At 74.1% G+C, this 12,190-nt stretch carries 15 protein-coding genes and 2 pseudogenes; 7 read left to right on the top strand and 10 right to left on the bottom strand.

The features are described 5' to 3' along the window. Positions 1-103 (top strand): annotated as a pseudogene (locus tag HDR73_RS05945) (IS481 family transposase); the annotation flags it as partial. A 29-nt stretch (positions 104-132) separates the two neighbouring features. Here HDR73_RS05945 and soxR read toward each other — a convergent pair. Further along, positions 133-603, bottom strand: a complete 471-nt coding sequence (soxR, locus tag HDR73_RS05940) for a redox-sensitive transcriptional activator SoxR (protein WP_012299469.1) — start codon at positions 601-603, stop codon at positions 133-135. 106 nt (positions 604-709) lie between these two features. Between soxR and fdxA the strand changes: the two genes are divergently transcribed. Together fdxA and HDR73_RS05930 are read left to right on the top strand one after the other, a co-directional pair. Next, the gene (fdxA, locus tag HDR73_RS05935) at positions 710-1,036 is read left to right on the top strand and encodes a ferredoxin (RefSeq protein ID WP_012299468.1); all 327 of its coding nucleotides are present in this window, start codon (positions 710-712) and stop codon (positions 1,034-1,036) included. Continuing rightward, complete coding sequence (locus HDR73_RS05930) at positions 1,033-1,527, top strand: flavin reductase family protein (protein ID WP_012299467.1); 495 nt, start codon at positions 1,033-1,035, stop codon at positions 1,525-1,527. The genes fdxA and HDR73_RS05930 overlap by 4 nt, the downstream gene beginning before the upstream one ends. Positions 1,528-1,553: 26 nt before the next feature. Here the strand turns inward: HDR73_RS05930 and HDR73_RS05925 are convergent, their stop codons facing one another. The 3 genes from HDR73_RS05925 to HDR73_RS05915 form a co-directional block, all read right to left on the bottom strand. Beyond that, positions 1,554-2,858: a type II toxin-antitoxin system HipA family toxin gene (locus HDR73_RS05925; RefSeq protein WP_012299466.1), complete on the bottom strand. Its 1,305-nt coding sequence runs from the start codon at positions 2,856-2,858 to the stop codon at positions 1,554-1,556. Continuing rightward, the gene (locus HDR73_RS05920; RefSeq protein WP_012299465.1) at positions 2,858-3,094 is read right to left on the bottom strand and encodes a helix-turn-helix domain-containing protein; all 237 of its coding nucleotides are present in this window, start codon (positions 3,092-3,094) and stop codon (positions 2,858-2,860) included. The genes HDR73_RS05925 and HDR73_RS05920 overlap by 1 nt, the downstream gene beginning before the upstream one ends. A 135-nt stretch (positions 3,095-3,229) precedes the next feature. Further along, positions 3,230-5,152: a LamG-like jellyroll fold domain-containing protein gene (locus HDR73_RS05915; RefSeq protein ID WP_012299464.1), complete on the bottom strand. Its 1,923-nt coding sequence runs from the start codon at positions 5,150-5,152 to the stop codon at positions 3,230-3,232. A gap of 62 nt (positions 5,153-5,214) precedes the next feature. On the opposite strand from HDR73_RS05915, the gene HDR73_RS05910 reads away from it, so the two are divergent. Together HDR73_RS05910 and HDR73_RS05905 are read left to right on the top strand one after the other, a co-directional pair. Continuing rightward, positions 5,215-5,835 (top strand): HD domain-containing protein, encoded by a 621-nt coding sequence (locus HDR73_RS05910; RefSeq protein WP_012299463.1) that lies wholly within the window; start codon positions 5,215-5,217, stop codon positions 5,833-5,835. After that, on the top strand, positions 5,832-6,119 hold the full coding sequence (locus HDR73_RS05905) for a hypothetical protein (RefSeq protein WP_012299462.1): 288 nt from the start codon (positions 5,832-5,834) through the stop codon (positions 6,117-6,119). The genes HDR73_RS05910 and HDR73_RS05905 overlap by 4 nt, the downstream gene beginning before the upstream one ends. 19 nt (positions 6,120-6,138) lie before the next feature. Here HDR73_RS05905 and HDR73_RS05900 read toward each other — a convergent pair whose 3' ends face one another. From HDR73_RS05900 to HDR73_RS05880, 5 genes and pseudogenes are all read right to left on the bottom strand, one after another. Next, the gene (locus tag HDR73_RS05900) at positions 6,139-8,244 is read right to left on the bottom strand and encodes a YhgE/Pip family protein (RefSeq protein ID WP_012299461.1); all 2,106 of its coding nucleotides are present in this window, start codon (positions 8,242-8,244) and stop codon (positions 6,139-6,141) included. Beyond that, positions 8,241-8,936 (bottom strand): hypothetical protein, encoded by a 696-nt coding sequence (locus tag HDR73_RS05895; protein ID WP_012299460.1) that lies wholly within the window; start codon positions 8,934-8,936, stop codon positions 8,241-8,243. The genes HDR73_RS05900 and HDR73_RS05895 overlap by 4 nt, the downstream gene beginning before the upstream one ends. Beyond that, on the bottom strand, positions 8,933-9,625 hold the full coding sequence (locus HDR73_RS05890) for a TetR/AcrR family transcriptional regulator (RefSeq protein ID WP_012299459.1): 693 nt from the start codon (positions 9,623-9,625) through the stop codon (positions 8,933-8,935). Before HDR73_RS05890 ends, HDR73_RS05895 begins: the two co-directional genes overlap by 4 nt. 81 nt (positions 9,626-9,706) lie before the next feature. Then, positions 9,707-10,123: a helix-turn-helix domain-containing protein gene (locus HDR73_RS05885; RefSeq protein WP_223842631.1), complete on the bottom strand. Its 417-nt coding sequence runs from the start codon at positions 10,121-10,123 to the stop codon at positions 9,707-9,709. Between the two features lie 92 nt (positions 10,124-10,215). Then, positions 10,216-10,500, bottom strand: a pseudogene (locus tag HDR73_RS05880) (AraC family transcriptional regulator); the annotation flags it as partial. 67 nt (positions 10,501-10,567) lie between these two features. Here HDR73_RS05880 and HDR73_RS05875 point away from each other — a divergent pair. Continuing rightward, a complete protein-coding gene (locus tag HDR73_RS05875) occupies positions 10,568-10,936 on the top strand; it encodes a hypothetical protein (RefSeq protein ID WP_041464627.1) in 369 nt (122 codons plus the stop codon). 331 nt (positions 10,937-11,267) lie between these two features. Then, positions 11,268-11,471, top strand: coding sequence for a hypothetical protein (locus HDR73_RS05870; protein WP_011931895.1), 204 nt, complete (start codon positions 11,268-11,270; stop codon positions 11,469-11,471). Between the two features lie 61 nt (positions 11,472-11,532). Here HDR73_RS05870 and HDR73_RS05865 read toward each other — a convergent pair. Then, the coding region (locus tag HDR73_RS05865; protein WP_287136289.1) for an SbcC/MukB-like Walker B domain-containing protein at positions 11,533-12,190 on the bottom strand (658 nt) is incomplete at its 5' end.

Raw genomic sequence — 12,190 nt, 5'->3', positions numbered from 1 at the left:
CCGGGCCGACGCGCTTGACCCCTTCATCGAGCACTACAACACTGAACGAATCCACTCAAGCCACGGGCTCACGCCCGCGGCCCGAGTGTCACCAACGTCATGACCCAGTACAGCTAGGGCGGCGCCCGCGGCTCAGTCCAGCTGCACCCGCCGCGGCCCCGCCCCGCGGTCGCCCAGCGCGTCGTCCGGGTTCAGCAGCCCGCACGCCTTCATCGAGAGGCAGCCGCAGCCGATGCAGCCGGTCAGCTCGCGCTCGAGCCGCTCGATGCCGCGGCGCCGCTCCTCGAGCAGGCGCTTCCACCTGCGGGACGCGCGCTGCCAGTCGGCGTGGCTGGGCGGGCGGTCGAGCGGGACGTCGTCGAAGGTGGACTGCACGTCGGCGAGCGGGATGCCCAGGCGCTTGGCCACCGTGATCAGCGACACGCGTCGCAGCATGTGCCGCGCGTAGCGCCGCTGGTTGCCGGCCGTGCGCTCGGCGGCGATGAGGCCGAGGTCCTCGTAGAAGCGGAGGGCGGAGGCGGCGACGCCCGTGCGGCGGGTCATCTCGCCGACCGTGAGCTGCTCGCCGGGCGCGTGCCGCGGCCCCGCCTGCGCATCCGCCACGACGTCCCCCCTCGATTGACCTCAAGGGTACGTGAGGTTCTAACGTGGAGACCATGCGCATCGCCACCCCCGCCGCCGCGTCGGCCGCCACCCGTCAGGACGCCCTGTGACCTGCGTGATCGCCCTCCCGTGTGTCGACGTGAAGGACCGCGCGTGCATCGACGAGTGCCCCGTGGACTGCATCTACGAGGGCGAGCGGAGCCTGTACATCCACCCCGACGAGTGCGTGGACTGCGGTGCGTGCGAGCCCGTGTGCCCGGTCGAGGCGATCTACTACGAGGACGACCTGCCCGAGAAGTGGTCGGACTACTACACGGCCAACGTCGAGTTCTTCGCCGAGATGGGATCCCCGGGCGGCGCCGTGAAGGTCGGGACCGTCGCGTACGACCACCCGGTGGTGGCCGCCGTCCCGCGCCAGGGCGAGCCCGCGTGAGCGCCGACCCCGACCTCTTCAAGGCCGCGTTCCGCGGGCACCCGGCGGGCGTCGCGCTCATCACCGCACGCACTGCTGACGGGCCGTCCGGCCTCACCGCGTCGAGCGTCGCGTCGCTCTCGGTGGATCCGCCCGCCCTGTCGTTCTCGGTGACGCGCGCCACGGGATCCGCCGGCGCGATCCTCGGGGCCGACACCTACCTCGTGCACCTGCTCGCCGGGCAGCACGCCGCGCTCGCCCGCGCGTTCGCCGTCTCCGGGTCCCCGCGATTCACCGAGGAGCAGGGCTTCCAGGAGCTGCCGACCGGCGAGCCGCTGCTCGCCGACGCGCGCGCCGCCCTCCGCTGCCGCACCATCCAGACCGTGCCGGTCGGCGGATCCGTGCTGGTCGTCGCCGAGGTCCTCGACGTCATCCTGGGCGAGCCCGCCCCGCCGCTCGTCTACCGCGACCGCCGCTTCCACCTGCTCGAGGACGACCACCCGGAGCTCTGAGGCCGGGTGGCCACCACGGCCGCATCTCACCGGCGGACGGGGCCGCCCCACCCGCCGGGGCTCTCCGGCAGGTAGCGGAGGGGCGGGTCGCCCTCGTCCGTGCCCGCGTCAGGTGTCGAGCTGGGGGCATCGTCGAGCAGCTGTGCGCAGAGGGCGGAGATGGAGCGCGCGAGGTCGGGTGCGGCCCCGGCGTCCGGCTCCTCCGTCGCGACGAATCCCGAGATCTCCGCGATGGTCGTCCTGACCAGCTCATCGGCGCCGCGCAGTCCCCATGACCGCGCCTCGGCGATGAGGTGCACGGCTCGGAGGTCGCGGTGCTGTCGCACACCGTCGACGTGGAGGGCAATGACGGGGTCGACGTCCTGGTGCAGCTGCGGGACGATGTCGTAGGCCGGTGCCAGGGTCATCGACCCGTCCGGGCGGTGGAGCAAGGACAGGTTCTTGGCGTGCATGTCGAGGTTCCCGACGGCAGCTGACAGGGTCATCATCTGCGCGAGCCGCGCGAGCGATCCCGTGTCCGCCTGTCGCACGACGCGGGCGATGGCGGCGAGGCCCGGGTGTCCGTCGTCCTCGTACTTCCCGTCGCCGCTCATGCCGAGCGCCTGGTTGAAGTCCTCCTGATGGATGCGTCCGTCGGGTGAGCCCGGATCGCGGTCGTAACGCTCGATCACGAGCGCCGACGTGCGGCCGAACATCCTGATCTCCGTCGCGTAGTCGAGCAGGCCGAGATGCCGGGCGATGCGCGCGCCGTACTCCTCGTCGAAGATCAGGGTCGGCATGGTCATGAGGATGGGCTTGATGATGTGGGTGGAAGGGAAGCCGTCGAGGGGTTCCGCCCAGCCGGACGCCGTCCGGGCCAGCACGATCTTGTCCTGCACTCCCGCGAGCGACGACATCCGGCGGGCGGTGCTGTTGCCGAGCGGTGCCGCCCTCACGGCTTTCATCGACTTCTCCACGCCGAGATTGTCGATGGGGACGGCTTCGGGCTTCCGCGGTTCGTCGGGGCCTTCCGGGTCCCAGATGCGGAGGGCCCCGGCGACGTCGCGTCCGTAGCGGGCCAGCATGCCGATCGTGTAGTCGGCGGTGACTCCTGCGCGTCCGGCCAGGCTGGTCCTCGCGCGCCCCTCGGGTAGCAGCTCGTCGAAGAAGTTCCGGCGCAGGGCGGCGTCCGCAGGCCGGGCGCGGGTGATGAGCGGGACGGCGACGGAGAGGAGTCGACTGCCGATGCCGTGTGCGGCCACCGCCTGCGGGTCGGCGACGAAGTCGAAGCCGCCCCGCCTCTCGATCAGCTCACCGAGGCGCTCGCCGTAGAGCTCGACCGCGAGCCGCATCAGCGGGCGTCCGGATCGTCGACGAGGTCGGCGCTCAGCGTCAGACCGGTCTCGCGAGCGAAGTCGAACAGTCGCTCGAGGGCCTTGATCGACTTGCCGAGCTCCATCTCCGCGATGTAGCTCTGCCGGACGTCGAGGACGGCGGCCAGCTCGCGCTGGGTCATCCCGCGCTGCAGACGCGCCTCGCGGAGGACGAGACCGAGGGTGGTCGGATCCGTGATGGCCGCCGTGCGCATGCTGTCTCCCGTCGCGATGTCGCGGACGGATGTGATCCGCTTATCCGGATCACTCTAGCGCATCCGATTTTCCGGATCAAGCCTCGCGATTCGGAAATCCGGATCGCCGCGCCCCATCGCACGCGTCGAGATGCGTCACGCGATCATGAACTCCGACGGCTTCAGCGCGCGCTCCACGATCCGCACGTCGCCGATCGACGCCGGGAGCACGTGGTCGAGCTTCCCTGCGTAGAGGTTCGCACCGAGCAGCCACGAGGTGGCGGGCGACGCTGCGGCCAGCCCGCGGTTCCCGGTCGAGGGGTTCCGCACGACCGGGCAGCCGTCGACGTACATCGTCGTGTGCTGGCCGTCGTTCACGACCGCCACGTGCCACCACCGCGCCGGCGGCAGCTCGTGCGACCAGTTCGTGAGGGATCCCTGCTGCGTGGTCGGGTAGACGCACCACTGGATCTCGCGGCTGCCGGAGACGCTGAGGGTCGCGGCGGGCTCGTCCGGGTCGCCCGCGTCGCCGGGCGTCCTGCCCGCGTCCTTCGCGGAGGCGGCGCGGGAGAGGATCGCGCTGAAGCCGTCGGCGTCGCCGTCGAAGTCGGCCGGGATGCGGACGAACGCCTCGACCGTGTAGCCCTGGCGGAAGGTCGCGGCGTCCAGCGGGGCGCCCGGCACGGTGCGCAGGTAGTCGCCCGACTCCTTGCCGCCCGTGAGGGTGAGGCTGCCGAAGCCCGGCTGGTCGTCGTGGTGCGCGGAGGCGAAGCGGAGGGATCCGGCCGCCGCGCCCGCGCGGTTCGCCACCACGAGGTCGTTGCCGCGGCCGGACGCGTCGGGGATGCGGGTGGCGGTGCCGAGCGCGGATCCGTCGGCGTGCCCGTCGAAGCGCCAGTACGCGACCGTGCCGGCCACGAGCATCTGCGACGCCGGGCGGGCCGGGCGCGCGGGGACGGGCGCGAAGCCCGCGAACCGCGCCTCGAAGTCGACGCTCACCGTGAACCGGTCGACGTCGCCGGAGAGGAAGGCCTCCTCGTCCGCGAGCTCGTTGCCCGTGCCGAGGCCGCCGCCGAGGATGAACGGCGACAGCGTCTCGACGTCGATCGCGTTCCGCTCGAGGTCCACGTGGTACAGCCGGATCATCGCGGCGCCGCCGTAGTAGCGGTCCTGGTAGTTCACGAGGTGCATGGCGACGTCGTGGCCAGCGCGGTTCTGCATCGTCGTGCGGCCGGGCTTCCAGTAGTGCCCGTTGAGGGTCAGGAAGATCTGGTCGTGCTGGGAGATGAAGGAGTCCCAGAGGCCCTGGCCGTAGTCGTCGAGCACGGCGGATCCGTCGGGCTTCGAGTCGACGATGTCGTGCGCCGTGAGGATCACCGGCAGCGTCGGGTGCGCCGCGAGCACGCCGCGCGCCCACTCGACGCCGCGCGCGCTCGTGCGCCAGTCGAGCGCGAGCACGAGCCAGTCGCGGCCGCCCGCCGTGAAGGTGTGGAACGAGTTGTAGCCGTCGGGGCTGGATCCGCGGTAGCTCGGCGACTTCCGGAAGCGCTTCGGCCCGAACGCGTCGAGGTACGGCGTGCGGCCGCGCTGGTCGTCGGTGGAGGAGTCGACGTCGTGGTTGCCGGCGAGCACGCTCCACGCGGCGCCGGCCTTGTCGAGGAGCGTGAACTGCGCGCTCGCGGCCTGGATCTCGTTCGCGGCGCCGTTCTGCGTCACGTCGCCGAGGTGCGCGAGGAAGACGATGTTGTGGCGATCCCGCTCCGCCAGCACGTAGCGCAGCGACGCCTCGAGCGGCTCCGGGTGGATCGACGCGCCGTCGAAGAGGTACTGCGTGTCGGGCAGCACGGCGATCGTGAAGCGGGGCGAGGTCGTGTCGGGCTTCCAGCGCGCGCCGGATCCCTGCTGCGCGGCGGGTGCCTTCGCCGTCGCGCTGTCCGCGACGTCGGCCGCGGTGGCCGCGGTGGCGGGAAGCGCCCCGCCGAGGCCGGCCACGCCGAGCGCGTCGGCCGCGCCGCTCGTGATGAGGAAGCCGCGTCGGGAGAGCGCGGAGGAGGGAGGCGTCGTCGGGTCCTGGGTCACGGACGATCACGGTAGGGGCGGCGGGTGAATCGGATGCGGCGGCCGGGTGGACGGTCGGCACCATGCCAGCATGGGCCATGCGCATCGCCGACTTCCCCGTGCCCGACACGGCGGCCGCCCGCGGCGCCCTCGACCTCGCCACGAGCTACCAGTCGGAGGCGATCACGGCCCACGCTCTCCGCTCCTGGCTCTGGGCCGAGGCGTTCGCGGTGGTCGAGGGGCTGGCGGACGTCGACCACGAGATCCTCTACGTCTCCGCCGTGCTGCACGACATCGGCACGGTCGCCGAGTTCGACAACCACACGGTCTCCTACGAGCACGCGGGCGGGCACGTCGGGGTCGCGCTCACGGCCGGCGCGGGCTGGCCGGCGTCTCGCAGGCAGCGCGTGCTCGACGCGATCGTGCGGCACAACTGGCCGTCGGTGGATCCTGAGCTCGACGTCGAGGGGCACCTGCTGGAGGTCGCGACCGGGCTCGACATCTCCGGCGCGCGGGCCCACGCGCTGCCCGAGGAGTACCTGCGGGAGGTGCTCGCGCTGCATCCGCGCGGCCACCTCGCCGCGGAGTTCGGCGCCTGCGTCGTCGACCAGGCGGAGCGGAAGCCGACGACGGCCGCCCGCCGCCTCGTCGACGGCGGCGTCGTCGCGAAGCTCGCGGCGAACCCGCTCGAGGCGCTCCGATGAGCCGCACCGGGATGCGCGTGCTGCTCGCCGTGGCGGTGCTCGCGACCGCTGGCGGGGCGGTCGCGCTCGTCGTCGCGCTGGCGCAGCCGGTCGTCATCGGCTCGTTCGCGTCCGTCGGTCCCGGGAACCCGTTCCGCGGATCCGGCGTGCACTTCCTCACGACCACTGCGGTCGTGGGCGGGGTGGTGCTCGTCGCGGGTCTGGCGGGCCTGGCGCTCGCGCTCGGGATCCGCCTGGGCGAGCGCGCCCGTCTCGACGGACGGCCCCCGAGCGCCGACCGCTGAGGCGGCCGGCGCGCCCGCGTCACCCGATCAGCGACGGCCGCAGGTCCCGCAGCGTGCGGTGCGACGTGATGCGGATCGCCCCGGCCAGCGCGACGGCGAGTCCCGCGACAAGCCACAGCGCGAGCACGCCGGCATCCTGGGCCGCCTGCCCGAGGTCGCCGCCGTACATGAGCTGGCGGAGCGCATCCACCGCGAAGCTCATCGGCAGCACGTGGTGCAGCGCCGCGAGCGGGCCGGGCAGGGTCTGCCAGGGGAACGTGCCGCCCGCCGTGACGAGCTGCACGACCATGAGCACGAGCCCGAGGAACTGGCCGACGCTGCCGAGCAGCACGTTGAGCGCGAGGATGATCGCCGCGAACGTGATCGAGGCGAGCACCATCGTCCCGTACATGGCGAGCGGGTGGGCGATGCGGAAGCCGAGCGCGCCGGCGACGATCGCGTAGAGGCCGGCCATCTGCACGACGCCGAGGAGCGCGGGCGTCAGCCAGCCGGCCAGCGTGATCCGCAGCGGCGCCTTGCGGGCCGTGATCGCCCGGCGCGACAGCGGCTTGACGATGAGGAACAGGGCGTAGATCCCGATCCACGCGGCGAGGCTGATGAAGAACGGCGCGAGACCTGCGCCGTACTCGCCGGCCTGGGTCACGGCGTCCTGGCGGAGCGCGACGGGATCGCCGATCGTGTCCGCCTGCGCGCCGCGCTGGGCCTCGGTGGAGGCGGGGATCTGGTCGAGCCCGGAGTCGAGGCCATCACGCAGCTTCGTCGTGCCGTCCTGCAGCGTGCCGAGGCCGGACGCGAGCTGGGTCGCGCCGTCGGCGGCGGAGTGCGCGCCCGTGGCGAGGGTCGCGCTGCCGTCGGCGGCCTGGGCGATCCCGTCCGCGAGCGCGGGGGAGGCCTTGGCGAGCGCGTCGGCGCCGTCCGCGACCTGGCGGCTGCCCGTCGCGAGCGTGCCCGCACCGGTGGCGAGGGCGGCGGATCCGGTCTGCAGCTTCCCGGCGCCGTCGGCGACCTGGGCGCTGCCCTGCGCGACCTGCTCGCTGCCGGCGGCGAGCTGCTGCAGCTGGGTGTTCAGACCGTCGCTCTTCCCCGCGGCGCCGGTGATGTCGGTTCCGAGCACGTCGAGCTTCGCCAGCGCGGCGTCGATGTCGGCCTGCGGTATCCCGGCGTCCTGCATGCGCTGCTGGATCGCGGTGCGGATCGCGGGGACCCGTCCGGCGAGCTGGTCGACGCCCGCGGTGGCGGTGGATCCGAGCGCCGCGAGCTGCGCGTTCCCGTCGGCGACCTTGCGCGCGCCCGCCGCGGTCTGCTGCGCGCCCGGGGTGAGCGCGGCGGCGCCGGTCGAGAGGTCGTCCGCGCCGGACGAGAGCGTCGCCGCACCGGATGCGACCTGGTCGGCACCCGAGGCGAGCTTCTGCGTCTGCGCGGGGAGCTGCGCGGTGCCCGAGCGGAGCTGGCCGAGCCCGGAGGAGAGGGTGTCGGCGCCCGTGGCGAGCTTGCCGTTGCCGTCGGCCAGCGAGTCGGCGCCGGAGCGCGCGGACGCGGTGCCGTCGACGAGCTGCTGCGCGCCGGATGCGGCGTCGCCGAGGCTGGAGCGCACGTCGGCGAGGCCGAGCAGGAGCTTGCCCGCGGCCTCGGTGCCGACGCGCGAGGCGACCGACTTCGTGATCCGGGCGCCCGCCTGCTGCGCGATGGTCGTGGCGAGGTAGCTGTTCGCGTCGTCGGTCGCCATGACCACGCGGGCCTGCTGCGGATCCGTGCCCGAGGACGACGAGAGCGCGGCCGAGAAGCCGGACGGGATCGTCAGCGTGAAGTCATAGGTGCCGTCCTCGAGGCCCGTGCGCGCCTCGGCCGAGGAGACCTCGTGCCAGTCGAAGGACGCGTCGTCGAGCACGTCCTTCGCGACGTCGGTGCCGTAGTCGACCGGCTTCCCGTCGACCGTGGCGCCCTGGTCGGCGACGACGAGCGCGGCGGGGACCTTGTCGAGGTTGCTGTACGGATCCTGGTTCGCCCAGAGGTACAGGCCGCCGTAGAGCACGGGCACCAGCACGAGCGCGACGAGCGCGATCTTGGACATGGTGGTGGCGGTGAGGCGCGTCAGCTCGGCGCGCACCAGGGGGATCAGTCTCATCGGTCCAGCGTTCCGTCGATCGAGGGGGTGGGTTCGGGGGTGGTGGGCGCGGCGATCGCGTCGCCGGCGGGGAGGGCCCGGATGGCCTCCGCGGCGGCCTCGCTCGTGACGATGAGGACGCCGGTGCCGGAGCGCGCGAGGTCGCGGAGGACGCGCATCCACTCGGCGACCGCGCCGCCGTGCCGCTCGGGCGAGGTGACGACGACGGCCTCGACGCCCGCGCGCGAGGCGGCGAGCGTCGTGAGCAGGCGGATGCGGGCGACCGCGGGGACGGCCGAGAAGGGGGCCCGGGCGAGGTCGGAGAGCCCCTGATCGTCGAGGATCACGCCGACCTCGTGCCGGCCGGAGCGGTGCCCGGCGAGGGCGAGCTCCTCGGCGACGACCGCGCGGAGCGTGACGTCGTCAGCGGGCTCGTTGATCCGCGGGGTGTCGACGAGCGCGACCCGCTCGGCGACGCGCGCGGCGACGGCCTTCGGGTCGGCGTCGGCTGCGGGGGCGTCGTCGCCGTCGAGGGCGAGCGTCCCGCCGTCGATGCGCATGCGCCCGGAGGCGACGAGCGACAGGACGGTCGGCCGCAGCTCGGTCTCGGCGACGGCGACCACGGGATCCGGGCCGCCGTAGGAGAGGGAGATCGCGGGCAGGGCGGGCGCGGGGCCGTCGCCGACACGCGCGTCGGTGAGGGTGACGATCACGATGCGGCTCCGGCGGTCGACGCGGGGGTGGTGGTCGCGGGCGCTTCGTCCGCGCGGGGCGCCGCCTCGCGGAGCTCCGGGGTGGCGGCGATGAGCTCGCCGGCCGCCCGCCAGTCGAGGCCGCAGATGGCGAGGGAGGTGAGGAGCACGAGGGAGTGGCCCTCCGCGCGGCCGATGTCGCTGCGCGTGGCCTCGTCGAGCACCGCGAGCGCGCCGCCCTCGACGAGCCGCGCGAGCGTGGGGGCGGGGATGTCGCTGCGCAGCTCGCCCGCCGCGATCCCGCGCTCGACGACGCGCAGCAGCTCGGCGCGGAGCGGCGCCAGCTCGGTGGCGACCTCGCGCGCGAGCGGCCCGCGCACGGCGACGCGGGCCATGACGCGCACCTGCTCGACCTCGGCCCAGAGGCGCGCGCCGATGAGGGCGAGGTGGATCCGGCTGTCGGGATGCGTGATCCCCTCGAGCGACTCGACGACGCGCCGGGCGCCGCGCTGCAGCACCTCGCGCACGAGGTCGTCGCGCGTGGCGAAGTGGCCGTAGACGGCGCGACGGCTGAGGCCGGCGGCGGCGGCGATGGTCTCGAGGGAGGCGTCCGGGTCGCGGTCGAGCGCGACCACGGCCGCGTCGATGAGGGCCTGGCGGTTCGTCGCGGCGTCCTTGCGGGGCGCGCGGGCGGAGGCGAGGGAGGTCATGTGACCAGGCTAGTGAGCCTGCACACGTGTGTGCAACTTAGTCGGGCGAGCTCCCAGCCCGCGGCCCGCGCCCCGCCCGGGTCAGCTCCGCAGCGTCTCGCTCGGCAGCTCCCCGAAGACGCCCGCGTACGACGCCGCGAACCGGCCGAGGTGCGCGAAGCCCCACTCCTCGGCGACGCTGCGGACGGTCGTCGAGGTGGGCGTCGCGTCCAGGAGCTGCGCGCGCACGCGGCGCAGGCGGATCCCGCGCAGGTACTCGGTGGGCGTCTGTCCGTGGTGCCGGCGCAGGGCGAGCTGGAGGACGCGCGTCGAGATGCCGGCGGCGGCCGCGGCCTCGGCGGGCGTGATCGGCAGGTGCGCGTTGTGGTGCAGGTACTCGACGGCCACGCGGATGTGCGCCATGCGGGGCGCGCGGAGCTCGGCGGGCAGCTCCACGTCGTCCCAGGGGAAGAGGCGCAGCGTCGCGCGGGCGAGCGAGAGGTCGGCCTCGAGGCGCATGAGGGGGAGGCGTCCGGATCCGTGATGATCGGGGCGGCCGCGGCGACGGCACGGCGCCAGGTGGCCGCGATCTCGGCGGTCGGAGCGCTGCGGTGCTCGAAAAGGAGCGGACGCGCGGGGCCGTGGTGGAACTCGGTCGCGGTCTGTTGGAGGAAGCCCGCGTCGAGGTGCACGCAGTTCTGGCGGGTCGCGGTCGCCTGGTACTGGAACGGCCGGCCGGTGGGGAGGAGCACGGGCAGCTGGGCGGTGCTCGAGTAGGCGCGGGATCCGCGGTCCACCGTGATGCGGCCCTCCAGGAACCAGGTGACGACGTGCTCCGACAGCGTGGCGCCGTCGGCCCAGTGTGGGCCCCCGACCCGGAAGGTGCGGAGCGTCACGCGCTCGCTGCCGAGGGTGGCGTACCGGTAGGAGAAGGAGTCCGAGCGGCGGTCGCGGGCGAAGCGGATGCCCTCGAGCACGGGGGCGAAGGTCGCGGTGGCCTCGTCGGTGTCGGCGCCGGACGCCACGGAGCGGACGAAGGGCTCGGTGGTCGCGGGGGCCGGTGCGGGCGCGGCGACGGAGAAGCCGGTGTCGGCGGCCATGCCCATGACGGCGGCGGTCGCGCCGGCGACGAGCGCGAGCGAGCCGGTGCCGAGCGACGCGGTGTCGAGGGGGTCCGTGTCGGACGAGGACGGATCCACGACCGGTGCGGCGACGAACGCCTCAACCCCGACAGCGTCGGCGTGCGTCGTGCGCGGGCGGAGCGAGGGATCCCTCGTCTCGATGGGGGGCAGCGTGGTGGTCATGGTTCCTGCGGTCTCTGGGCGTCGGTGATCTCCGCCCTCCCGCTCATCATGCATGGTGCTCTCGCGGCAGGGCGCCTCCCGATTCCCGGGAGGTGACAGTCATTCGGCGCGGCCCCGTCAGAGAGCGGGTCGTCGCTCCGCGGATATCCGATCCGCGAAGACCTGTCCCCCGGCAGCTCTTCGCGGCGGCCGCCGTCGGCTCCCCGCCCGTGCCCCGGGGACGCACCGGATCCGCACGGCCGCGCCGCCTAGGCTCGGGTGTCGGCGGCCGCGTCGCGCCGCGATGCACGACGCACCGCGACCCCGCCGGCACCCATCCGCACCCATCCGCACCCATCCGCTCCACCGAGAGGCGCCGCATGACGAGCGACCGGTCCCTGGCCTTCATCCTGCTGCGCTCGTGCCTCGTGATGGTGGCCCTCGGCGTCGTCACCGTGCAGACCGGCGGCGGCCTCGGCGTCGTGGGCGTCGTCGCGTTCGTGCTCGCGGCCGGCCTCGGCGGCGGCGCGACCTTCTACTGGCGGCGGCACCTCGCGGCGAAGCGGCGCGACCCCTTCAGCTGACGCGGGGGCCGGCAGCTGACACGCGGGCCGTGCAGCCGACGCGATCCGGGCGCGCGGCCCCTCACACCGGGTCGGCGACCGTGGACGTGAGGGTCGACGAGCCGTCCGGGCGGCGCCGCACCTCGATCCGGTCGGCGACGCGCTGCTTCAGCTCCTCCACGTGGCTGACGATGCCGACCGTGCGGCCGCCCGAGGAGAGCCGCCCGAGCTCGGACATCACGGCGTCGAGCGTCTCCGGATCCAGCGTGCCGAAGCCCTCGTCGACGAACAGCGTGCCGAGTTGGAGCCCGCCCGCCTCCGCCTGCACGACGTCGGCGAGGCCGAGCGCGAGCGCGAGCGACGCGTAGAAGGTCTCGCCGCCGGAGAAGCTGGCGGGCTCGCGCACGCGGTCGACGACGTGGTCGCGGATCTGCAGCGCGAGCCCCGTCTTCCGCGACCGGCTCGTCGCCTCCCGCTCCTCGCTCACCTCCAGCTCGTAGCGGCCGCTCGACATGATCCGCAGGCGCGCGTTGGCGGCCTGCACCACGTCCTCGAAGCGGCGCAGCAGCACGTAGGTGCCGAGGGTCGTGCCGCGCGTGTTCTCGGGGGTGATGGCGTTCGCGACCTCGGCCATGCGGATCGCCGCGCGCGCCTGGTCGCCCGCCCGGGCGCTCTCCCGGCGGGCGGCGTCGTGCCGGGCGAGGGCTTCGGCGCTGCGTTCGGCGCGGTCCCGGGCGCGG

The sequence above is a fragment of the Clavibacter sp. genome, from assembly GCF_014802555.1.
In the GTDB taxonomy this organism is placed as follows: Bacteria; Actinomycetota; Actinomycetes; order Actinomycetales; family Microbacteriaceae; genus Clavibacter; species Clavibacter sepedonicus.
This window is presented reverse-complemented; position numbering and strand designations above follow the sequence as displayed.